Source organism: Paracoccus fistulariae (assembly GCF_028553785.1).
Classification (GTDB): Bacteria; Pseudomonadota; Alphaproteobacteria; order Rhodobacterales; family Rhodobacteraceae; genus Paracoccus; species Paracoccus fistulariae.
Genome location: NZ_CP067136.1, coordinates 3,346,156 through 3,367,689 on the forward strand (window position 1 = coordinate 3,346,156; position 21,534 = coordinate 3,367,689).

The following is a 21,534-nucleotide window of genomic DNA, read 5'->3' on the forward strand; positions in this document are numbered from 1 at the left end:
GGCTCAGGCCGCCGCGGCATAGGGCGCGGGCCGGGCCAGCGCACCATCGGGGGTGAACAGGTAGATATGAGCGGGATCGACCCAGACGGTCAGATCCTGACCGGGCCGAAGCTGATGGACGCCGTCGACCAGCCCGACCCAACGGTCGGCGCCGTGATGGAGGTGCAGGAAGGTGCGGGCGCCGGTGATTTCGGTGGTGTCCAGTCGCGCGCGCAGGGCGACGGCACCGGCGCGTTCCTGCGGCGACAGATGGGCGGCGCGGAAGCCCGCCATGTAATCGCCATCGGGCAGGTTGCCGATCTCCCATGACGCATCGTCCAGCGTGGCGCGGCCATTGCGGACCTGCACGGATTTGAAATTCATCGGCGGATCGCTGAACACCCGCGCGGTGGTGGCGTCCTGTGGCGCGCGATAGACCTGCGGCGTGGGGCCGAATTGCGTCACGCGGCCTTCCCACAGCGTCGCGGTATTACCGCCCAGCAGCAATGCCTCTTCGGGTTCGGTGGTGGCATAGACGAAGATCGCGCCGGATTCTTCGAAAATGCGCGGAATTTCGGCGCGCAATTCCTCGCGCAGCTTGTAGTCCAGATTGGCCAGAGGTTCGTCCAGCAGGACCAGTCCGGCACCCTTGACCAATGCCCGCGCCAGGGCGCAGCGCTGTTGTTGCCCGCCCGAAAGCTCCAGCGGTTTGCGCTGCAGCATCGGCGACAGGCGCATCATTTCGGCCGTTTCACGCACGCGGCGGTCGATCTCGGCCCGGTCAACGCCCATCAGCCGCAGGGGCGAGGCGATATTGTCGTACACGCTCATCGAGGGGTAGTTGATGAACTGCTGATAGACCATCGCGACCTTGCGGTCCTGCACCCGCTGGTCGGTCACATCCTGACCGTTCCAGAACACCCGGCCCTGCGTCGGCCGGTCCAGCCCCGCCATCAGCCGCATGATGGTGGTCTTGCCCGCCAGCGTCGGTCCCAGAAGCACGTTCATGCTGCCGGCCTGCAGCGTCAGATCGGTCGGATGGATATGCACCCGGCCGCCCACGGATTTCGATATGCCGCGCAGGTCAAGCGTCATGCAGCGGTTTCCATCTTCGTCATCGGGTTCTCCCTGATCGCGCCCGGTGATGCGCGATGCTGCCCTGCTGGCCCGCGAGAACATCGGCAATTTTCGGCATATTTTCCCCTCAAGCAGCGCCATCCGATCATGTCGCACGGCGATCTGTCAATGAGAACTTTTCGCGAATGCGCGATTATATTCGTAATACGGTAAAACGCGCATCCAGATGACGCAAAGTTACTTTTGCGAAAATTCGGGTGATCGGCATGAATTTTCGTTCAGTGCAGGCCGCTGGGCTCTTCACGTATCGCCGATGGTGCCGATCCCTACCGGCAATTCACATTCATTAACGCTTTCGCCTTGCCGCCACGTTATGTCTGCGCGATAGGTGGGTGTTAGGGCAAACAGTAACGATTCGACCTCGTCAGGAGTATTTATGACAGAAACGGCCGTAGATCGCGACTGGTGGCGGGGATCGGTAACATATCAGGTCTATCCGCGATCATTCATGGATTCCAATGATGACGGGATCGGCGATCTGAAAGGCATTACCGACCGGCTGGACTATATCGCCTCGCTGGGCGTTGATGCGATCTGGCTGTCGCCCTTTTTCACCTCGCCGATGAAAGACATGGGATATGACGTGTCGGATTATACCGATGTCGATCCGGTCTTTGGCGATCTGGCCGATTTCGATGCGCTGGTGGCCCGCGCGCATGAACTGGGGCTGAAGGTCATCATTGATCAGGTGATCTCGCATTCCTCGGACCAGCACCCGTTTTTCGAGGAAAGCCGTTCCTCGCGCGACAATGACAAGGCCGACTGGTATGTCTGGGCCGATCCACGGCCCGATGGCACCCCGCCCAATAACTGGCTGTCGATCTTTGGCGGCTCTTCCTGGGAATGGGATACGCGTCGGCGGCAATATTACCTGCATAATTTCCTGAAAGAGCAGCCGGACTGGAATTTCCACAATCCCCGCGTTCAGGATTACCTGCTGGATCAGATGCGCTTCTGGCTAGAGCGTGGCGTGGACGGGTTCCGGCTGGATACGGTCAATTTCTATTTCCACGACAAATTGCTGCGCGACAACGCCGCCAACCCGCTGCCCTGGGCGCAGGATGCCGTGCGCCCCTTCGAGATGCAGTTCTGCCTGTTTTCCAAGAACCAGCCCGAAAATCTGGATTTTCTGGAGCGTCTGCGCGCCCTGATGGATGAATTCGACGCCCGCACCACCGTGGGCGAGGTCGGTGACAGCCATATGGCGATCCGGCTGATGGGCGAATATACCAGCGGCAAGCGGCTGCACATGGCCTATTCCTTCGAGATGTTGGGCCCGGATTTCACCGCCAGCCATTTCCGCAGCCGCATTCAGGCCTTTTTCAGCGGCGCGCCGGACGGGTGGCCCTGCTGGGCGTTTTCCAACCATGACGTGCCGCGCCATGTCGGGCGCTGGCTGCCCCATGCGGCGGATCAGGACGACCTGGCCCGGCAGGCCGCCGCCATGCTGCTGAGCTTTGAAGGCTCGGTCTGCCTGTATCAGGGCGAGGAACTTGGGCAGGTCGATACCGAGCTGACATTCGAGGAACTGACGGATCCCGATGGCATCACCTTCTGGCCCGAATACAAGGGCCGTGACGGCTGCCGCACGCCGATGGCCTGGGACAGCGCGGCACGCAATGGCGGGTTTTCGGGCGCCGACACGACCTGGCTGCCGGTCAAGGCGCCGCAACAGGAACGCGCGGCCTCGGTTCAGGAAGACGACCCGGACAGCGTTCTGAATTTCTATCGCCGGATGCTGGCCCTGCGGAAATCCGAACCGGATCTTCGCGACGGCGCGATCCACTTTCTGGACCTGCCCGAACCAATCCTGGGCTATCGTCGCGGCGAGGATTTCATCTGCCTGTTCAACCTGTCCGCGGACGAGGTTGTGGCGCCGCTGAACGGCAGGGTCCTGCCGGTGTTGACGCAGGCCGCAGATATCTTTGATGATGAAGTCAGGCTTGGGCCGAATGGGTTCGTGATCGCCCGGATGTCGGGGGACTAGGGCGGATGCGCGAGGGGTCGCAGGATATGCCGCCGGATCGCGCCGCGAATGACATTGGCTTTTTGCAGCCTGTGGGAAAGGATGATTCATGAGCAAATCCACGCGTCCGCCCCATCTTTCCGATGATGCCATACGACGTCTGATCGAGGCGCGTCACGCCTCTCCTTTCGAGGTGCTGGGCCCCAAGCCCCATGGCAAGCAGATCTGGGTGACGGCGCTGCTGCCCGATGCCGTCGGGCTGGAGGCGATTGTCGGCAAGGGCACGGTGGAACTGCCCCGGATCGAAGGCCCGCTTTTCGGCGGCGCGATCCGCAATCTGAAAAGCGGCTATCGGCTGCGCGCCCGGTTCGAAAATGGCGAAAGCTGGGAGTTCGACGATCCCTATCGCTTCGGGCCGGTCATGGGCGAGGTCGATCAATACCTGATCGGCGAAGGCACGCATCGACAGCTTTGGAAGGCGCTTGGCGCGCATCCGATCACGCATGAGGGCGTCAAGGGCGTTCATTTCGCCGTCTGGGCGCCCAATGCGCGGCGGGTTTCGGTGATTGGCGACTTCAACCAGTGGGACGGTCGCCGCCATCCGATGCGGCCCGTCGGCCATACCGGCGTGTGGGAGATTTTCCTGCCCGGTCTGGCCGAGGGCACGACCTATAAATACGAGATCTCGGGCCAGAACGGCGCCCTGCTGGAAAAGGCCGATCCTGTCGGCTTCGGGTCGCAGCATCCGCCGGAAACCGCGTCCGTGGTGCGTGATATCTCGGGCTATGGCTGGCAGGATGGCGACTGGATGGCCACCCGCGCCGCGCGCCATCGCCGCGATCAGCCGATCTCGATCTACGAGGTGCATCTGGGGTCCTGGCGCCATGCCGAAGGCGGGCGCAGCCTCAGCTATAAGGAACTGGCGGTCCAGCTGGTCGATTACGCGAAATGGATGGGATTCACCCATCTTGAGCTTTTGCCGGTCAGCGAATTTCCCTTTGACGGATCATGGGGCTACCAGCCGGTGGGCATGTATGCGCCCACGATCCGCTTTGGCCCGCCGCATGAATTCCGCGATCTGGTGCAGGCGGCCCATGATGCGGGGCTGGGCGTGATCATGGATTGGGTGCCGGGGCATTTCCCCTCGGACGCGCATGGCCTTGCGCAGTTCGACGGCACGCATCTGTATGAACATGCAGACCCGCGCGAGGGGTTCCATCAGGACTGGAACACGCTGATCTATAATTACGGCCGTACCGAGGTTCGCAATTATCTGGTCGCCAATGCGCTTTACTGGCTTGAGGAATATCATATCGACGCGCTGCGCGTGGATGCGGTCGCCTCGATGCTGTATCGCGACTATTCCCGCAAGGACGGGGAATGGGTGCCCAATCGCGACGGTGGCCGGGAAAATTACGAAGCCATCGACTTCATGAAGGACATGAATGTCCAGACCTATGGACGTGTCGATGGCATCATGACCGTGGCCGAGGAATCGACCGCCTTTCCCGGTGTGACAACGCCGGTGGATGCGGGCGGTCTGGGCTTTGGTTTCAAATGGAACATGGGGTGGATGAACGACACCCTGCGTTACATCGAGAAGGATCCGATCTACCGCTCCTATGATCATCACCTGATGACCTTCCCGATCGATTATTCCTTTTCCGAGAATTTCATCCTGCCGATCAGCCATGACGAGGTCGTCCATGGCAAGGGCAGCATGATCGCGAAGATGCCCGGCAATGAGTGGGAGAAATTCGCCAATCTGCGCGCCTATTACGGCTTCATGTGGGCGCATCCGGGCAAGAAGCTGTTGTTCATGGGCTGCGAATTCGGGCAGTGGCAGGAATGGAACCACAATCAGTCGCTGGACTGGGACGCCCTGCATGGCGAAAAGCAGCGCGGGCTGCAGGCGCTGGTGCGCGATCTGAACCATCTTTATCGCGATACGCCGGCGCTTTATCGCCGCGATTGCGACCCGTCGGGCTTCCGCTGGATCGCAAATGATCCCGAACGCTCGACCATCTGTTTCGCGCGCTTCGGGGATGAGGGCGACAAGCCCGTGGTGGTGATCTGCAACTTCACCCCGGTCGAGCGGCAGGATGTCCGCGTCGGGGTGCCGGTCGCCGGAGGCTGGCATGAGGTGATGAACAGCGATGCCGAGCAATATGGCGGCGGCCATCGCGTGAATTCAGGCGAGATGCACAGCCAGCCGGTCGAATGGGACGGTCTGCCCAATTCGATCAGCGTCACCTTGCCGCCATTGAGTGTTTTGATCTTTCGTTTGGGATAATTATTGACGCGGCGCGTCAGGAAAAAGGGGGAATTGCGAATGGTGGATGACAGAAGGCTTGGCCAGCGGTCGATGGCGTTTGTCCTGGCGGGGGGGCGTGGCTCTCGTCTGAAGGAACTGACCGACAGACGTGTGAAACCTGCCGTCTATTTCGGCGGCAAGGCCCGGATCATCGATTTCGCGCTGTCCAATGCCATGAATTCCGGCATCCGCAAGATGGCCGTCGCCACCCAGTACAAGGCGCATAGCCTGATCCGGCATTGCCAGCGCGGCTGGAACTTCTTCCGGGCCGAGCGGAACGAGTTTCTGGACATCCTGCCCGCCAGCCAGCGGATGGGTGAGGAAAACTGGTATCGCGGCACCGCCGATGCGGTCACGCAGAATATCGACATCGTGGACAGCTATGGCGTCGATTACATCGTCATTCTGGCCGGCGATCACATCTACAAGATGGATTACGAGATGATGATCCGTCAGCATGTGACCGAGGGCGCGGATGTCACCGTCGGCTGCCTGACCGTGCCGCGGATGGAGGCTACGGCCTTTGGCGTCATGGCCACCGATGCCGATGGGCGGATCACCTCTTTCCTGGAAAAACCCGCTGATCCGCCGGGCATTCCGGGCGATCCCGACAAGGCGCTGGCCTCGATGGGGATTTATGTCTTCAACTGGAAATTCCTGCGCGAATTGCTGCTGAAGGATGCGCAGGACCCGAATTCATCGCATGATTTCGGCAATGACCTGATCCCCGAGATCGTCCAGAACGGCAAGGCCATCGCCCACCGTTTCGACGATTCCTGCGTGCGCGCGCCCGGCGCCGATGTCTATTGGCGCGACGTGGGTACGGTCGATGCCTTCTGGCAGGCCAATATCGACCTGTCGAACTTCACCCCCGAACTGGATCTTTGGGATCGCAGCTGGCCGATCTGGACCTATTCCGAAAGCGTGCCGCCCGCGAAATTCATCCATGACGAGGCCGACCGGCGCGGGGTGGCGATTTCCTCGATGGTGTCGGGGGGCTGCATCATCTCGGGGACCGAGGTGCGCAATTCGCTGCTGTTCACGAATGTGCATACCAACTCTTACGCGGTGCTGGATCATGCCGTGGTGCTGCCAAGGGTGGTCGTCAACCGCTCGGCCCGGCTGCGCCGCTGCGTGATCGACAGCGGGGTCGAGATCCCGGCAGGTCTGGTCGTGGGCGAAGATCATGCCGAGGACGCGAAATTCTTCCGCGTTTCCGAGCGGGGGGTCACGCTGATCACCCAGGACATGGTCGACAGGTGGAGCGCGGCGCGGTAATGCAGGTTCTTTCGGTCACATCGGAATGCGTGCCGCTGATCAAGACGGGCGGCCTGGCCGATGTGGCCGGGGCGCTGCCCGGCGCGCTGGCGCCATTTGGCGTCACCATGCGGACCCTGCTGCCGGGATATCCGGTGGTCATGGGGATGGTGAAGGATGCCAGACCCGTCGCCCGGTTCGACAATTGTTTCGGCGGACCTGCTGACCTGTTGGCCGCCACCGTCGCAGGGCTGGATCTGCTGATCCTGGATGCGCCGCATCTGTATGACCGGCCCGCAGGCCCGTATCTGAACCAGTCCGGTGTGGATTGGGTGGATAACCCGGAACGCTTTGCCGCGCTGAGCTGGGCGGCCTCGGAAATCGCGAATGGCGCCATCAAGGATTGGCAGCCCGATCTGGTCCATGCGCATGACTGGCAGGGCGGTCTGGCGCCCTATTACATCGCGCGATCGGGCGCGGCCGGGCGGGTGCGGACCGTTCTGACCATCCATAACATCGCCTTTCAGGGGCTGGCACCGGCCTCGAAAATCGCGGCGCTCAGGCTGGATCCTGCGGATTTCCATGCCGATGCGCTGGAATATTGGGGGCAGATCAGCGCGCTGAAGGCGGGGCTGGTCTTTGCCGACAAGCTGACGACCGTGTCGCCCACCTATGCCGAAGAGCTGATGACACCCGAATTCGGCATGGGTCTGCAGGGCGTGCTGCGGGATCGGCGCGCCGATTTCACCGGCATCCTGAACGGGATCGATGATGAGGTCTGGTCGCCCGCATCGGATGCCGAGGTCAAGACCTACAAGGCGCCCAAGGGCAAAGGCCCCAACAAGCAACGCCTGCGCGAGGAATTCGGTCTGGCCGAGGCCGGGGGGCCGCTTTGCGTGGTCGTGTCGCGCCTGACCGAACAGAAGGGGCTGGATCTGCTGTTGCAGGCCTTGCCGACGCTGATCGGGCGCGGTGGCCAACTGGCTCTGCTGGGATCGGGCGATCCTTGGCTGGAGGACGCCTTTCGCCGGGCCGCGGGGCCGAATGTCGGCATCCGCATCGGCTATGACGAGGCGCTGTCGCATCGCATGATCGCGGGCGGGGATGCGATCCTTGTGCCGTCGCGCTTTGAACCCTGCGGGCTGACGCAGCTTTACGGCCTGCGCTATGGCACCCTGCCGCTGGTGGCGCTGACCGGGGGGCTGGCGGATACGGTCATCCCCGCCACGCCTGCCAGCATCGGCGCGCAGGTGGCCACGGGGGTTCAGTTCTATCCTGTCAGCGCCGAGGCGCTGAGCAATGCGCTGAACAAGCTGTGCGACCTTTACGAACAGCCCGAAAGCTGGGCAAAGATGCAGCGGAATGCTATGGGGCAGGCCGTGGGCTGGGATCAATCCGCGGCCCGCTATGCAGCCCTCTATGACTCGCTGATGACGAAGAGATGACCGAAAAATTCAATCTGACCGCCGGTCGCCCCTTTCCGCTGGGCGCGACATTCGATGGCGAAGGCGTCAATTTCGCCGTATTTTCGCAGCACGCCACCCGCGTGACCCTGTGCCTGTGCAATCAGAAGGGCGAGGAAACCGTCCTGCTGGACCTGCCCGAACGGGACGGCCATATCTGGCACGGCTATCTTCCCGGCATGCAGCCCGGCCAGCAATATGGCTTTCGCGTGCATGGCCCCTATGAGCCGCAGAATGGCCATCGCTTCAATCCGCACAAGCTGCTGATGGATCCCTATGCCAAGCGGCTGACGGGCCATCCGGTCTGGAACGACGCGCTTTACGGCTATCAGATCGGCAGCCCGGCGCTGGATCTTAGCTTCGACATTCGCGACAGCGCGCCCTATATGCCGCGCAGCGTGGTCGTGGATCCGGCCTTTAGCTGGGGCGAAAGCAGCGGTCGTCCGCAGCACGCCTGGTCGGAAACCGTGATCTATGAGGCGCATGTCAAGGGCCTGACCGCCGAGCACCGCGATGTCAGCCAGCCGGGCAAGTTTCTGGGCATGGCGTCCGAGCCGATCCTGGACCACCTGACCGATCTGGGCGTGACCACGATCGAATTGCTGCCGGTGCAGGCCTTTATCAATGATCGCTTTCTGGTCGATCGCGGGCTGACGAATTACTGGGGTTATATGAGCTATGGCTTCTTTGCCCCCGATCCGCGCTATCTCTCGGGCGGCGATATCGCCGAGTTTCAGCAGATGGTCGCCCGTTTCCACGCCGCCGGGATCGAGGTCATTCTGGATGTGGTCTATAACCACACGGCCGAGGGCGACCAGATGGGGCCGACCCTGTGTCTGAAGGGCTTCGACAATGCCAGCTATTACCGGCTGGCCGACGATCGCCGCTATTACCATGACGACACCGGCACCGGAAATTCGCTGAACATGGATCACCCGGCGACCCTGCGGCTGGTGATGGATTCGCTACGCTACTGGGTCGAGGTGATGCGCGTCGACGGCTTCCGCTTCGATCTGGCCTCGACGCTGGCGCGCACGGGCGGGCAATTCGACCGCGATGCGCCCTTCCTGCGGGCGGTGCGGCAGGATCCGGTGCTGAACCGGGTCAAGCTGATCGCCGAGCCATGGGATGTCGGGCCGGGCGGGTATCAACTGGGCGCCTATCCGGCGCCGTTCAAGGAATGGAACGACCGCTATCGCGACCGCGTCCGCGCCTTCTGGCGCGGGGATGAGGGGATGGTGCCCAAGCTGTCCAGCCGCGTTGCGGGATCGGCCATCCGCTTTGACCATGACGGGCGGCCCGCGACCTCGTCGATCAATTTCCTGACCGCCCATGACGGTTTCACCCTGATGGATACGGTCAGCTACAACAGCAAGCATAACGAGGCCAATGGCGAGGATAATCGCGACGGCCACGATCACAACTTCTCGGACAATTGCGGGGTCGAGGGGCCCAGCGACGATCCCGAGGTGCTGGCCCGCCGCGCCCGCAGGCGGCGCAACATGATGGCAACCCTGATGCTGAGCCAGGGCACGCCGATGGTTCTGGCCGGGGATGAACTGGGCAATTCGCAGGGCGGCAATAACAACGCCTATTGCCAGGACAATCCCATCGGCTGGGTGAACTGGGACGAGGCTGATCCCGAATTTCTGGATTTCTGCCGCAAGATCATTGCCTATCGCAAACAGACCCCGATCCTGCGTCAGCGCCGGTTCCTGCATTCACAGACGCGCATGATCGACGGGCTTCCCGATCTGTTCTGGCGTCGCGCGGATGGCGAACCCATGACGCCCGAGGATTGGGCCGATCCGACGCTGAAATTTCTGGGGATGGAGGTGCGCATGGCCCGCAACTCTCCGCCCTACGAGCCGCGTCTGGGTGCGGTCTATGTCATCTTCAACGCGGGCGACGCGCGCGAAGCCACGCTGCCCGCCGCCCCCGAAGGCGAATTCTGGCGCCGCTGTTTCGACACGGCCGAGGATGACATTCTGGCGCCCGTCGCGCTCAACACCCAGATTCAGGCCGATTCCGTCGCGGTTTTTGAACTTTTTCAGCAAGTAGCAGAGTCGAAGCCGATGAAAGCAACCGTCAAGCAGACGAAGGGACAACCCGCATGACCCAGCATATCGTCAAGACCAGCCCGATCGAGGGGCAAAAGCCCGGCACCAGCGGCCTGCGCAAGAAGACCCGTGTCTTCATGCAGCCGCATTATCTGGAAAATTACGTCCAGTCGATTTTTGACGGCATTGGCGGCGTTGAGGGCAAGACGCTGGTCGTCGGCGGCGACGGGCGCTATTTCAACGACCGCGCCATTCAGGTGATCCTGCGCATGGCCGCGGCCAATGGCGCGGCGGCCTGTATCGTCGGGCAGGGCGGGATCCTGTCCACGCCCGCGGCGTCGCATCTGATCCGCAAGCGGGAAACCGATGGCGGGCTGATCCTGTCGGCCAGCCACAATCCCGGCGGCCCGGATGAGGATTTCGGCCTGAAATATAACGGTCCGAATGGCGGTCCTGCGACGGAGGGCGTCACCGACCGCATCTTCGCCCGCACCAAAGAGATCGACCAATACCGCATCCTGGATGCGCAGGATGTCGATCTGGACGTGGTCGGGGAAAGCCAGCTTGGCCAGATGCGGGTCGAGATCGTCGATCCGGTCACCGATTACGCCGCGCTGATGGAAAGCCTGTTCGATTTCAACGCGATACGGTCGATGTTTGCCGACGGGTTCCGCATGCGCTTTGACGCCATGCATGCCGTGACCGGCCCCTATGCGACCGAGATTCTGGAAAACCGGCTTGGCGCGCCTGCGGGCACGGTGGTCAATGGCACGCCCAGCCCCGATTTCGGCGGCGGCCATCCCGATCCCAACCCGATCTGGGCCAAGGATCTGATGGATGTGATGTATGGCGCCGATGCCCCCGATTTCGGCGCGGCCTCGGATGGTGATGGCGACCGCAACATGATCGTGGGCAAGGGCAGCTATGTCAGCCCTTCGGACAGTCTGGCGGTGCTGGCCGATCTGGCGCATCTGGCGCCGGGCTATGCCGCCGGGCTGTCGGGGATCGCACGCTCGATGCCGACCTCTGCGGCGGCGGACCGGGTGGCCGAGGCCAAGGGCATCGCCTCTTTCGCGACGCCGACCGGCTGGAAATTCTTTGGCAATCTGCTGGATGACGGGCGCGCCACGATCTGCGGCGAAGAAAGCGCGGGCACCGGATCGGACCATGTGCGCGAAAAGGACGGGCTGTGGGCGGTTCTGCTGTGGCTGAATATCCTGGCGGCAAAGGGCAAGGCGGTGGTCGATGTGATGCGCGATCACTGGGCGCGCTATGGTCGCAACTACTATTCGCGCCATGACTACGAGGCGGTGGATTCCGCGGTGGCGAATCAGCTTGTGGATGATCTGCGCGCCTCTCTGGACAATCTGCCGGGGAAAAATTTCGGCCCGCTGACCGTCGCATCGGCCGAGGAATTCGCCTATGACGATCCGGTCGATGGCTCTCGCTCGACCGGGCAGGGGATCATGGTCGGATTTACCTCGGGCGGGCGCGTGATGTACCGCCTGTCAGGAACCGGGACCGAGGGCGCGACCCTGCGGGTCTATCTGGAGCAGCTGGAGACCGATCCGCAAGCGGTTGAAAAGGATGCACAAACGGCGCTGGCGGACGTCATCGCCGCCGCAGATCAGATCGCCGGAATCCGCGAAAGAACCGGACGCGACGCGCCCGATGTGATCACCTGACCTTTGGGCAGGCAGGGATTTCGCCATTGCCAGCCCGCCGTCCCCGGGATATGTCCGGGGACAGGCAACAGCAGTTTTGATAATCAAAACCGTTTAGTTTTATAAACTTACGGCAATCCCCGAATTCGGTCCTGGCCAATGCCACTTGACGCGAACGGGGGATCGGCCATCATGACAGAACACCCAGCTAGAGAGGCCAGGTATGACCAGTTTCACTGTGAACGGTCGGGATGTCGATCTCGACCTTGATCCCGATACTCCCCTTCTTTGGGCCCTGCGCGACGAGTTGCGCCTGACCGGCACCAAATTCGGCTGCGGCGTCGCGCAATGCGGTGCCTGCACGGTCATGGTTGACGGAATGCCGCGCCGGTCCTGCGTCACCCCGATCTCGATGGTCGAGGGCGGCGAGGTGACGACCATCGAAGGCATGGAAGGCCCCGAAGTCAAAGCCGTTCAGGCCGCGTGGGAGGCGATTGACGTGCCCCAATGCGGCTGGTGCCAGTCGGGTCAGGTGATGTCGGCCACCGCATTGCTGCAGATGGTGCCCAATCCCACCGATGAGGACATCAACAACGCCATGGCCGGGAATGTCTGCCGCTGCGCGACCTATGTCCGCATCCGTCAGGCGATCCACGACGCCGCCAAGACGCTGGAGGGTTAAGCGATGACTGCGATGCACACCACCCGCCGTGGCTTTCTGGCAGGCAGCGCCGGGCTGATGCTGGCCCTGACGCTGCCGCTGCCCAAAGCGCGCGCGCAGCAGGCCGCGGCCGAGCCTTTCGCGCCGAACGCCTTTATCCGCATCGGCACGGATGACACCGTGACCGTGATGATCAAGCATCTGGAAATGGGGCAGGGGCCCTATACCGGCCTGTCCACATTGGTGGCCGAGGAACTGGATGCGGATTGGTCGCAGATGCGGGCCGAGGGCGCACCGGCGAACGCGGAACTCTATAACAACCTTGCCTTCGGGCCGATGCAGGGTACCGGCGGATCGACCGCCATCGCCAACAGCTATATCCAGATGCGCAAGGCAGGTGCCGCCGCGCGGGCCATGCTGGTTGCGGCCGCCGCGCAGGAATGGGGCGTCCCGGCCGAGGAAATCACCGTGAAGGCGGGCGTGATCTCGCATGAGGGATCGGGCAACTCCTCGGGCTTCGGTGCGCTGAGCCAGCTGGCCGCAAGCCAGACGGTGCCGGAAGATCCGCCGCTGAAAGAGGCCAAGGATTTCGTGCTGATCGGCACCGACCTGCCCAAGCTGGATACGGCGGCCAAGACGACCGGCAAGGCCGAATTCACCATGGATATCTTCCGCGACGGCATGTTGACCGTGGTGGTGGCCCATCCGCCGAAATTCGGTGCCACGGTTGCCAGCTTCGACGACAGCGCCGCGCTGCAGGTTTCGGGCGTTGAAATGGTGCGCCAGATCCCGTCAGGCGTGGCGGTCTATGCCACCAACACCTATGCCGCGATGAAAGGGCGCGATGCGCTGAGCGTGGAATGGGACGACAGCGCCGCCGAAACCCGCAGCTCCGCCGAGATGTTCGAGGAATATGCCCAGGCCCTGGCCGAAGGCGGCCAGACCGTCGAAGAGCACGAGGATATCGCCGTTCTGGACGATGCCGCCCAGGTGCTGGAGGCCGAATACCGCTTTCCCTATCTGGCTCATGCACCGCTTGAGCCGCTTGATGCGGTGATTGAGGTCAAAGAGGGCAAGGCCGAGATGTGGTATGGCTGCCAGTTCCCGACGCTCGATCACATGACGGTGGCGCAGGTTCTGGAGATGCCTCAAGAGGATGTTCGCATCAATGTGCTGATGGCGGGCGGCTCTTTCGGGCGCCGCGCGCAGGGCACGTCGCATCTGGCCGCCGAAGCCGCCGCGATCGCCAAGGCGGCGGGTCGCGATGGCGCCTTCAAGCTGGTCTGGACGCGGGAAGATGACGTGAAGGGCGGCTATTACCGTCCGATGACCATCCACAAGCTGCGGGCCGGGCTGGATGCCGATGGCAATATCATCGGCTGGGAAAACATCGTCGCCAATCAGTCCATCCTGATGGGCTCGGCGATGGAGGGCATGTTGCAGGGTGGCCCCGATACGACCTCTTACGAAGGTTCGTCCGGCCTGCCCTATAACCTTGGTGCAAAGCGCATCGGCTGGGCGCGGATGCAAAGCCCGGTCAGCGTGCTGTGGTGGCGGTCGGTCGGTCACACCCATACCGGCTATGCGGTCGAGGCCTTTCTGGATGAGGTGCTGGAGGCTGCGGGCAAGGATCCGGTGCAGGGCCGTCTGGACCTGCTTCCCGAGAGCGAAACCCGCGTGCGCGGCGTGATCGAGAAGGTGGCCGAGATCTCGGGCTGGAACGGCACGACGCGCGACGGCAAGGGCTATGGCGTCGCCTATGTCAAAAGCTTCGGCACGCATGTCGCCCAGGTGGTCGAGCTTGAGGATCGCGGCGGCGTGCCGCATCTGACCAAGGTGTGGTGCGCCGTGGATTGCGGCGTGGCCGTCAATCCCAACGTGATCCGCGCGCAGATGGAAGGCGGCATCGGTTTCGCCCTGGGCACGGCCCTGCATGACCGCATCACCTTTGCCCCCGGCGGCGAGGTGCAGCAGTCCAACTATCACAACTATCCCATGCTGCGGATCGGTGAGATGCCCGAGGTTGAAGTCGCGATCATCCAAAGCGATGCCGACCCGACCGGGGTGGGTGAGCCGGGCGTGCCGCCTCTGGCCCCGGCCATGGCCAATGCATGGCGTGCGCTAACCGGAAACAAACAATATGAGCTGCCCTTCAGCGGAGTAACATCATGAAGCATATGGCCTTTATCCTTGGTGTCGCGCTGCTGGGCGCGGCGCCTGCCGCTGCGCAGGACACGCTGTCCGGCCCCGAGGCCTTTGCCGATATCGCGGATGAAGCCGAACGCTCTGCCGCGATCTTTCAAGAGATGGGCAAGGTGCTGACGGATGCGCGATGCGTGAACTGTCACCCGGTGACTGGCGGCCCGACGCAGGGCGACGATATGCGTCCGCATTCGCCGCCGGTCATCCGTGGCGATGCCGATTTCGGGGCGCCTGCGATGAACTGCACCACCTGTCACAGCGGCCAGAATGTCGAATTCACCTCGGGTCAGGGCAGCATTCCGGGGCACGAGCCCTGGGTGCTGGCCCCGGTCGAAATGGGCTGGGCCGATGTGCCGTTGAGCGACATCTGCACCCAGATCAAGGATCCCGAACGCAATGGCGGCCGCGATCTTGAAGCCTTGTACGAGCATATGGCCGAAGACGGCCTTGTCGGCTGGGCCTGGGATCCGGGGACAGGGCGGACACCTGCGCCCGGCTCGCAAGAGCTGCTGGGTCAGCTGACCCGCGCCTGGATCGATACCGGCGCGGCCTGTCCGAGCTGACCCCGTGACCTGCCAGATACCGGAAATCTCACGCGCGGATGACAATTCGCGCGTGATCCGCATCTGCGAAAGCGAGGTGCCGCTGACCCTGCCCGACGCGGCAGGTCCGGTTGCGCTGGCGATCATTACCGGCGTCGAAGGCCCCTCTTACCGGCCCCTTGGCGCGACGATGGTGATTGACGCGCAAGGTCGTTCCCGGGGAAGCCTGTCTTCGGGCTGTATCGAGCAGGACGTGATCCTGCATGCGAAACAGGCGCTGTCGGACGGGCAGATCCGCGATCTGCGCTATGGCGCGGGTTCGCCCTATCGCGATCTGGCGCTGCCCTGCGGCGGCGGTCTGGATATCCGCATCATTCCCGCGCCGGATCAGGTGGCCCTGAAGAATGCGCGCAGCCAGATCGACCAGCGGCAAGAGGCTCAGCTGACCATCGACCCGCTGGTGCTGAACATCCTGCCACAGCCCCGCTTTCTGGTGCTGGGCAAGGGGCCGGAGGCGCGCTGCTTTGCCGCCCTGGCGCTTGCGGCGGGTTATCCGGTCGAGCTGTTTTCCCCCGACGAAGAGACGCGGCGCGATTTTGCACATGGTGGTGCCATGACGGGTGCGGAGTGGCCGCAGGGCCTGCAGATCGACCCGCGCACTGCCGTTACGCTGTTCTTCCACGATCATGACTGGGAACCGCCCCTGCTGCAGGCGGCGCTGGCCTCGCCCGCCTTCTTTGTCGGTGCGCAGGGCAGCATGCGGGCGCATCGGGCGCGCTGCGACGCGCTGATGCTGCGGGGTGTCTCACCGCAGGATATCGGGCGGCTGGCCTCTCCTTTCGGGCTGATCCCCTCGGTTCGCGATCCGCGCACCCTTGCGGCATCGGTCCTGGCACAGGTGCTGGATCAGGCCCGCCTGCCATGAGCGTGGCGGCGCTGTTGCTGGCGGCAGGTCAGTCGCGGCGTTTTGGCACGGCGGATAAGCTGCTGGCCGATCTGGATGGTCGGGCGCTGGTCACCCATGCCGCGGGCGCGCTTGAGGGTGTCGCGGACCGGGTTGCGGTGGTTTCCTCTCGGGCGGTGGCGGATCTGTTGCAGCCGATGGGGTTCCGACTGGTGATGCAGCCCCCCGGACAGCCGCAATCGGCCAGCCTGTCAGCCGGGATTTCGGCGATTGACGGATCGGGCGCGACGCGGGTTGTCATCGCGCTTGGGGATATGCCCTTCATCGGGACAGGCGATATTGCGGGGCTGATTGCGTTGCGCGACGACGCACCGGGCTGCTGCTGGAAGGATGGCGCGCCCATCCCGCCCGCGATCTTTCCGGCCAGCTATTTTGGGCGGCTGATGGCCCTGACGGGCGACCGGGGCGCGGGCGCGCTGTTGCGGAATGTGCCGCCGACCATGCGGATCGAGATTCCGGCCGCACGGCTGCGCGATATCGACCGACCCACCGATCTGCCGTGATCGCCGCACCTATCCCGTGCCGATGCGCCTTTGAATGGGTCATCTCTGCCGCGTGACGCGGCAGAGATCCGATCACGGGATCAGGAAGCGTTTTCGGGGCTGCCTTCCGGCTTGCGTTCCGCGCTGCTCGCAGAGCCGCTGCCAGAGCCACTGTCGGAACCGAAGAAGCTCTTGAACTTCTCCTTGGTCTTTTGCCAATCCGCTTCCAGATCGGCCTTGCGCTCGGCCCGCTTTTCTTCGCGCAGCACACGGCTGGCTTCTTTCGAGGCTGCGCGGGCCGCGTCCTCGGCCTGAACGATCTCGGCCAGTATGTCGTCATAATCATAGCGGACCAGACTGCCGTTGGACGCAATGACCAGCGTATCGACGACCGAGGTGTCATGCTCGTCCATATCGACGAACAGCGCGGTGCTGCCGGGGGCAAGCTGCGCGCTGACCTTGGACAGAACGGCACTGTCATCCACGGCTGTGTCCAGATCGACCAGCGATCCCATCAGCGCCCCGGTCGAAAATCCAAGCAGCACACCAAGCGGGCCACCAAGAATGCCGATCAGCGCCCCAAGCGCGCTGCCGGTCAGGGTCCCGGCATCGATGACATTGCTGTCACCATCCTTCAGAAGGATGCGCCCGTCCTTTTTCCGCTCGGCCACGCCGGCCTGATAGATCTGACTGCCGAATTGTGCGCGAAGGTCGGAAAGCACCTGATAGGCTTTGCTTTCCTCTGGCCATGTAACAACGATGATATTTCTGGGCATGTAAAGAGCCTCCACTCTAAGAATAGCGTCTCATGCCATAACAACCAGGCCTGTTTCCGGCTGATTCTGACAGGTCGATGGTAAACGCGCCGACAACCTGAGAGGTCGATTTCTTTCCTTTCTGCGCAACTGTAAGCTGATTTCCGCCTGTTCCGGGGCGGAATGTCACTTTTTCGCGACCAGTAAGCCCCGCAGTACGCTGCGCTGTTCTGGGGCGTGACGAATGCCGACCGGCCCTTTGACGGCGGGTCGATCCTGCTGCAATCTGGCCCGGCCGCGACGGACAGGAAGGATGTCAGATGATAGCGATTTTCGATGAGCGTCAGCGCCTGCATGACCCGCAGTTCCGGCTGTCGGACGGGAAGCTGGTGCAAAACCCCGATCGCCCGGACCGCGTGGAAGAGCTGATGCGCGGTGCAAGGCAGGCCGGGCTGGAATTCGCGGTGCCCACCGATCACGGGCTTGCCCCGCTGGCTGCATTGCACACGCCCCGCTACCTTGGCTTTCTTGGCGGCATCTATGCCCGGCGCAAGGAACTGGTCCCCGATCTGGTCGAGGTTGTGCCCAGCCGGATCGCACCGATGCGTGATGTCCATTACTCCTACGACAGCGACGCGCAGATCGGCTATCATAACACCGATACATCCGCGCCGATCGGGCCGGACAGCTGGACCTCGATCTACTGGTCGGCGCAAACGGCGCTGAGCGGGGCCGATCTGATCCTGTCCGGGCAGCGCTGCGCCTATGCGCTGGCGCGGCCTTCGGGCCATCACGCCTATGCCGAGATTGCGGGCGGGTTTTGCTATCTGAACAATTCGGCCATTGCCGCCGAATATCTGCGCGCGGCAGGGCATCGTCCGGCGATACTGGATATCGACGTGCATCACGGCAATGGCACGCAGGCGCTGTTCTATGACCGCGACGATGTGATGACCCTGTCGCTGCATGTCGATCCGGCCGAGTTCTATCCCTTCTATGCCGGTGGCGCGCAGGAATGCGGCGCGGGGCGCGGGCTGGGTTTCAACCTGAACCTGCCCCTGCCGCGTGGCACGGGGGATTCCGATTACCTTGTGGCGCTGGATCACGCGCTGCAACAGATCGCGGCGTTTGGCGCTTCGGTGATTGTCGTGGCCCTGGGGCTGGACGCGCATGAGCACGATCCGTTCCGGGGGCTGCGCATCACCACGCCCGGTTTCGCCCGGATCGCGGCGGCGATTGCGGGGGCCGGGGTGCCGATCCTGAATGTGCAGGAGGGCGGCTACATGCAGCCATCCCTTGGCGATAACCTGGCCAGCTACCTGTCCGCCATGCCGCAGGGTTAGAGGGGTTCAGACCGTGAAATCGCCCATTGGCATCCGCTTGTAGATCGCGAGCTCGTCAAAGCCCGATTGCGGGCAGGGCTCTCGGGCGAAGCGGATATCGGTCAGCAGAAGCAGGGTGATTTCTGCGGTGGTATAGATCGTCGTGCCGGGCAGAAGATGGCAACCGTAACAGCGGCCTTCACCATCGGCCATGCTCAGGTGCAGATGCTGACGCTGCGGATCGATGGTGCCGGATAGCGAGGTGATCTCATATCGGCCGCGATAGGGCGTGGGGCCTGTCTGATCGGCATGGAGAAGCTGCACCCGGTCAAGGCTGCCGACGCAGGCGACGACCGCCATCGCCTGCGCGCCTGACTCTCGCTGTGCCTGCCGCAGACCGGCGATCAGGTCGCTGCCCGGGGCCAGACGCATTGCGGCAAACAACCCGCGAGAGGGGGCATAGTGGGCGATGTCGGTGCGGGATGCGGAATCGGTCACGGGGTGTCCTTTGCTGGCCTCAGCATCGGCGATTGCGCGATCCTGTCAAGCAGCCTGCCCCGTGGGGAGATGCCCACCCGGTCGCGCCGGGCGGGCACAATCTGCATGCGCGGGTTTCGCCATCAGGCGACCACCACGCGCGACAGAGGTCGCTTATTCAGAGACCGCTTCCAGCAGCGCCCTGGCCGCCATCTTGCCAAGCGCATTGGACGCCAGCGGGCTGTCGCCGGTCAACAGCTTGCGGTCGCGGTGGACGGCGCCGGTCAGATCGTCATTCATGATCTTCACGCCCAACTCTTTCAGGCGCGTACCCAGAAGCCAGGGCAACTGGCCGGGCATATAGCCGATATCCACATTGGCGCCTTCGTCCAGCGCGTCGGGGAAGACACAGATTTCATAGCCCTTGAAGGGATAATCCTCGGGATCCTCATTGAGGGCCGGGGCCAGCAGACAGGCCGGGCCGTGGCACAGCGTGATGATGAAACGGTCGTTTTCCAGCGCCCAGTTCATCGCGGTCTTGACGCCTTCGCTTTCGGGAATGCCGACCAATGCGCCATGCCCGCCCGGGACCAGAACGCCGATATAGGGCGAATCCGGCGCGGTCAGTTCGGGCAGCACATCCGACAATTTCCGGGGCTGCCTGATCTGCGGCAAATATTTTTCATAGACGGATTTCACCGCCTCATCTTCCTGCGGGAAGGCCCAGTATTCGAATTTCACCGGATTGCCCGAGCGCGTCACGATCTCCATCTCGAAGCCGGCGGCGTCGATATGGTGCATCGGCAGCAGCGTCTCGACCGGGTGGTTGCCGGACGAAAAGAACTTGTCGTTCTGCATCAATACGTAACGCTCGTCCGAGGCGATCACCAGCACCTTCCACTTGCCGCCGGTATAGGGCTTGTCGAAATCAGTGCCGTCATAATCCGTCTTCGACGCGGTATATTGGCTCAGCGAATAAGGCGAAGGGAAAAAGCCATCCTCCTGCGCCGGATCCGGTTGCGGTTCTTTGCTAAGATTTTGACCGTCGCTCATGCTTTTTCCTTTCGGGTGAAAATTCTTAGAACTCTGCGAGTCTTACAGGGAACGGCTTACATCCGCTCGCATGGAACCTTAGCTAGGTATCCATATGGTCGCGCACAAGCGGACTGTCTCAACGTAAAGGAGTGAAGGATGACAAAGCGGGTTCTGATTACAGGGGCAGGTTCCGGGTTCGGCAAGGGGGTTGCGCTTGGGCTGGCGCGCAAGGGGCATGACGTCATCGCCGCCTGCGAGATCTGGCCGCAGGTGACCGAATTGCGGCAGCTGGCCAGGGAGGAGGGTCTGGAACTGCGCGTGATCAAGCTGGACGTGCGCAGCCAGATCGACCGCGACCACGCCTTCCAGTTCGAGATTGACGTTCTGTTCAACAATGCCGGGATCATGGAATCTGGGCCGGTTCTGGAACTGCCGCCCCAGATCGTGCGCGATATTTTCGAAACCAACGTGTTCGCGGCGCTGGAAATGGCGCAGGGCTTTGGCAAGCAGATGGCCCAGCGTGGCAGCGGCAAGATCGTCTGGACGTCGTCCATTGCGGGGCTGGTCAAGGTGCCGTGGGATTCGGCCTATGCGGCCTCGAAACACGCGGTCGAGGCCTTCTGTTCGGCCATGCGGGAAGAGCTTGCGCCCTATGGCGTCAAGGTCGCGACGGTCAATCCGGGCGCATTTCGCACCGGGTTCAACGACACCGGCATGGAATCGCAGGATCAGTGGTGGGGTCAGGCGCCGCGCGTCATGGATCACTGGCCGGTGCGCGAATTGAACAAGCAGCACGATCCGCAAGAGATGATCGACGCCATCATCGATGTGATCGAGGCCGATGAACATCCCTACCGCACCGTCCGTCCCGCCGCCGCCGAAGAGATGGCCAAGCGCGAGCAGCGCGAGGAATGGGAACGCAAGGTATGACGCAGATCCACGTCACGGCGCGCTTTCGGATCAGGCCCGGCAGCGCCGATCAGGCGATCCCGATCCTGACCGAAATGACCTCGCATGCGCGGGCCGAGCCGGGCTGCATCGATTACGGCTATTTCCGCCAGACCGATGATGCCGATGCCTTCACCTCGATCGAGGTCTGGGCCTCGGCTGCGGATGAAGCGGCGCATAACGGGACGGATTTCCTGTCGGATGCCGTGTCCAGATTGCGCCCGTTTCTGGACGGCCGACCGCATGTGACGCGATATTGCCGCATCGCCTGACCGCGGTGACGGGATCTGCTGAAGGCGCGGCCGA

Annotated in this window: 18 protein-coding genes; 14 read left to right on the forward strand and 4 right to left on the reverse strand. The window is 62.9% G+C overall.

Going from position 1 to position 21,534, the window contains the following annotated elements; all coding sequences use genetic code 11:
* Positions 1-3: 3 nt before the first annotated feature.
* Entirely contained in the window at positions 4-1,074 is a 1,071-nt protein-coding gene (locus tag JHX87_RS16540) for an ABC transporter ATP-binding protein (RefSeq protein WP_271883714.1), read from the reverse strand.
* A 418-nt stretch (positions 1,075-1,492) separates the two neighbouring features.
* Between JHX87_RS16540 and JHX87_RS16545 the strand changes: the two genes are divergently transcribed.
* From JHX87_RS16545 to JHX87_RS16595, 11 genes are all read left to right on the forward strand, one after another.
* Positions 1,493-3,103, forward strand: coding sequence for an alpha-glucosidase (locus JHX87_RS16545; protein ID WP_271883713.1), 1,611 nt, complete (start codon positions 1,493-1,495; stop codon positions 3,101-3,103).
* Between the two features lie 88 nt (positions 3,104-3,191).
* Positions 3,192-5,375, forward strand: coding sequence for a 1,4-alpha-glucan branching protein GlgB (glgB, locus tag JHX87_RS16550; RefSeq protein WP_271883711.1), 2,184 nt, complete (start codon positions 3,192-3,194; stop codon positions 5,373-5,375).
* A gap of 39 nt (positions 5,376-5,414) precedes the next feature.
* On the forward strand, positions 5,415-6,674 hold the full coding sequence (gene glgC, locus JHX87_RS16555) for a glucose-1-phosphate adenylyltransferase (protein ID WP_271883710.1): 1,260 nt from the start codon (positions 5,415-5,417) through the stop codon (positions 6,672-6,674).
* Positions 6,674-8,098: a glycogen synthase GlgA gene (glgA, locus tag JHX87_RS16560; protein ID WP_271883708.1), complete on the forward strand. Its 1,425-nt coding sequence runs from the start codon at positions 6,674-6,676 to the stop codon at positions 8,096-8,098. The genes glgC and glgA overlap by 1 nt, the downstream gene beginning before the upstream one ends.
* Positions 8,095-10,233 carry a glycogen debranching protein GlgX gene (gene glgX, locus JHX87_RS16565; RefSeq protein ID WP_271883706.1) on the forward strand — a complete coding sequence of 713 codons (2,139 nt, stop codon included), beginning with the start codon at positions 8,095-8,097 and terminating at the stop codon, positions 10,231-10,233. Before glgA ends, glgX begins: the two co-directional genes overlap by 4 nt.
* Positions 10,230-11,861, forward strand: a complete 1,632-nt coding sequence (locus JHX87_RS16570; protein ID WP_271883704.1) for an alpha-D-glucose phosphate-specific phosphoglucomutase — start codon at positions 10,230-10,232, stop codon at positions 11,859-11,861. The genes glgX and JHX87_RS16570 overlap by 4 nt, the downstream gene beginning before the upstream one ends.
* A gap of 202 nt (positions 11,862-12,063) precedes the next feature.
* On the forward strand, positions 12,064-12,522 hold the full coding sequence (locus JHX87_RS16575; protein ID WP_271883703.1) for a (2Fe-2S)-binding protein: 459 nt from the start codon (positions 12,064-12,066) through the stop codon (positions 12,520-12,522).
* Positions 12,523-12,525: 3 nt separating this feature from the next.
* Entirely contained in the window at positions 12,526-14,673 is a 2,148-nt protein-coding gene (locus JHX87_RS16580; RefSeq protein WP_271883702.1) for a xanthine dehydrogenase family protein molybdopterin-binding subunit, read from the forward strand.
* Positions 14,670-15,266 (forward strand): Isoquinoline 1-oxidoreductase subunit, encoded by a 597-nt coding sequence (locus tag JHX87_RS16585; RefSeq protein WP_271883700.1) that lies wholly within the window; start codon positions 14,670-14,672, stop codon positions 15,264-15,266. Before JHX87_RS16580 ends, JHX87_RS16585 begins: the two co-directional genes overlap by 4 nt.
* 4 nt (positions 15,267-15,270) lie before the next feature.
* Complete coding sequence (locus JHX87_RS16590) at positions 15,271-16,170, forward strand: XdhC family protein (RefSeq protein WP_271883699.1); 900 nt, start codon at positions 15,271-15,273, stop codon at positions 16,168-16,170.
* Entirely contained in the window at positions 16,167-16,712 is a 546-nt protein-coding gene (locus tag JHX87_RS16595; RefSeq protein ID WP_271883697.1) for a nucleotidyltransferase family protein, read from the forward strand. Before JHX87_RS16590 ends, JHX87_RS16595 begins: the two co-directional genes overlap by 4 nt.
* Positions 16,713-16,792: 80 nt before the next feature.
* On the opposite strand, the gene JHX87_RS16600 is transcribed toward JHX87_RS16595, so the two are convergent.
* On the reverse strand, positions 16,793-17,467 hold the full coding sequence (locus JHX87_RS16600) for a DUF1269 domain-containing protein (protein WP_271883696.1): 675 nt from the start codon (positions 17,465-17,467) through the stop codon (positions 16,793-16,795).
* A gap of 299 nt (positions 17,468-17,766) precedes the next feature.
* Between JHX87_RS16600 and JHX87_RS16605 the strand changes: the two genes are divergently transcribed.
* Complete coding sequence (locus tag JHX87_RS16605) at positions 17,767-18,789, forward strand: histone deacetylase family protein (protein ID WP_271883694.1); 1,023 nt, start codon at positions 17,767-17,769, stop codon at positions 18,787-18,789.
* 6 nt (positions 18,790-18,795) lie between these two features.
* On the opposite strand, the gene JHX87_RS16610 is transcribed toward JHX87_RS16605, so the two are convergent.
* Complete coding sequence (locus JHX87_RS16610; RefSeq protein WP_271883692.1) at positions 18,796-19,266, reverse strand: PPC domain-containing DNA-binding protein; 471 nt, start codon at positions 19,264-19,266, stop codon at positions 18,796-18,798.
* A gap of 153 nt (positions 19,267-19,419) precedes the next feature.
* Positions 19,420-20,298: a glyoxalase III HchA gene (gene hchA, locus JHX87_RS16615; RefSeq protein ID WP_271883691.1), complete on the reverse strand. Its 879-nt coding sequence runs from the start codon at positions 20,296-20,298 to the stop codon at positions 19,420-19,422.
* Positions 20,299-20,436: 138 nt separating this feature from the next.
* On the opposite strand from hchA, the gene JHX87_RS16620 reads away from it, so the two are divergent.
* Together JHX87_RS16620 and JHX87_RS16625 are read left to right on the forward strand one after the other, a co-directional pair.
* Positions 20,437-21,210, forward strand: a complete 774-nt coding sequence (locus tag JHX87_RS16620) for an SDR family oxidoreductase (protein WP_271883690.1) — start codon at positions 20,437-20,439, stop codon at positions 21,208-21,210.
* Positions 21,207-21,500 (forward strand): putative quinol monooxygenase, encoded by a 294-nt coding sequence (locus JHX87_RS16625; protein ID WP_271883688.1) that lies wholly within the window; start codon positions 21,207-21,209, stop codon positions 21,498-21,500. Before JHX87_RS16620 ends, JHX87_RS16625 begins: the two co-directional genes overlap by 4 nt.
* The last annotated feature ends 34 nt before the right edge of the window (positions 21,501-21,534 follow it).

Bases quoted from the DNA above. Each gene is read 5' to 3' on its own strand.
- glgB (WP_271883711.1), top strand. From the start codon at position 3,192: ATGAGCAAATCCACGCGTCCGCCCCATCTTTCCGATGATGCCATACGA.
- JHX87_RS16600 (WP_271883696.1), bottom strand. From the start codon at position 17,467: ATGCCCAGAAATATCATCGTTGTTACATGGCCAGAGGAAAGCAAAGCC.
- JHX87_RS16605 (WP_271883694.1), top strand. From the start codon at position 17,767: ATGATAGCGATTTTCGATGAGCGTCAGCGCCTGCATGACCCGCAGTTC.
- JHX87_RS16580 (WP_271883702.1), top strand. From the start codon at position 12,526: ATGACTGCGATGCACACCACCCGCCGTGGCTTTCTGGCAGGCAGCGCC.
- hchA (WP_271883691.1), bottom strand. From the start codon at position 20,298: ATGAGCGACGGTCAAAATCTTAGCAAAGAACCGCAACCGGATCCGGCG.
- glgC (WP_271883710.1), top strand. From the start codon at position 5,415: ATGGTGGATGACAGAAGGCTTGGCCAGCGGTCGATGGCGTTTGTCCTG.
- JHX87_RS16620 (WP_271883690.1), top strand. From the start codon at position 20,437: ATGACAAAGCGGGTTCTGATTACAGGGGCAGGTTCCGGGTTCGGCAAG.
- glgA (WP_271883708.1), top strand. From the start codon at position 6,674: ATGCAGGTTCTTTCGGTCACATCGGAATGCGTGCCGCTGATCAAGACG.
- JHX87_RS16570 (WP_271883704.1), top strand. From the start codon at position 10,230: ATGACCCAGCATATCGTCAAGACCAGCCCGATCGAGGGGCAAAAGCCC.
- JHX87_RS16540 (WP_271883714.1), bottom strand. From the start codon at position 1,074: ATGACGCTTGACCTGCGCGGCATATCGAAATCCGTGGGCGGCCGGGTG.
- glgX (WP_271883706.1), top strand. From the start codon at position 8,095: ATGACCGAAAAATTCAATCTGACCGCCGGTCGCCCCTTTCCGCTGGGC.
- JHX87_RS16575 (WP_271883703.1), top strand. From the start codon at position 12,064: ATGACCAGTTTCACTGTGAACGGTCGGGATGTCGATCTCGACCTTGAT.
- JHX87_RS16545 (WP_271883713.1), top strand. From the start codon at position 1,493: ATGACAGAAACGGCCGTAGATCGCGACTGGTGGCGGGGATCGGTAACA.
- JHX87_RS16625 (WP_271883688.1), top strand. From the start codon at position 21,207: ATGACGCAGATCCACGTCACGGCGCGCTTTCGGATCAGGCCCGGCAGC.
- JHX87_RS16595 (WP_271883697.1), top strand. From the start codon at position 16,167: ATGAGCGTGGCGGCGCTGTTGCTGGCGGCAGGTCAGTCGCGGCGTTTT.
- JHX87_RS16585 (WP_271883700.1), top strand. From the start codon at position 14,670: ATGAAGCATATGGCCTTTATCCTTGGTGTCGCGCTGCTGGGCGCGGCG.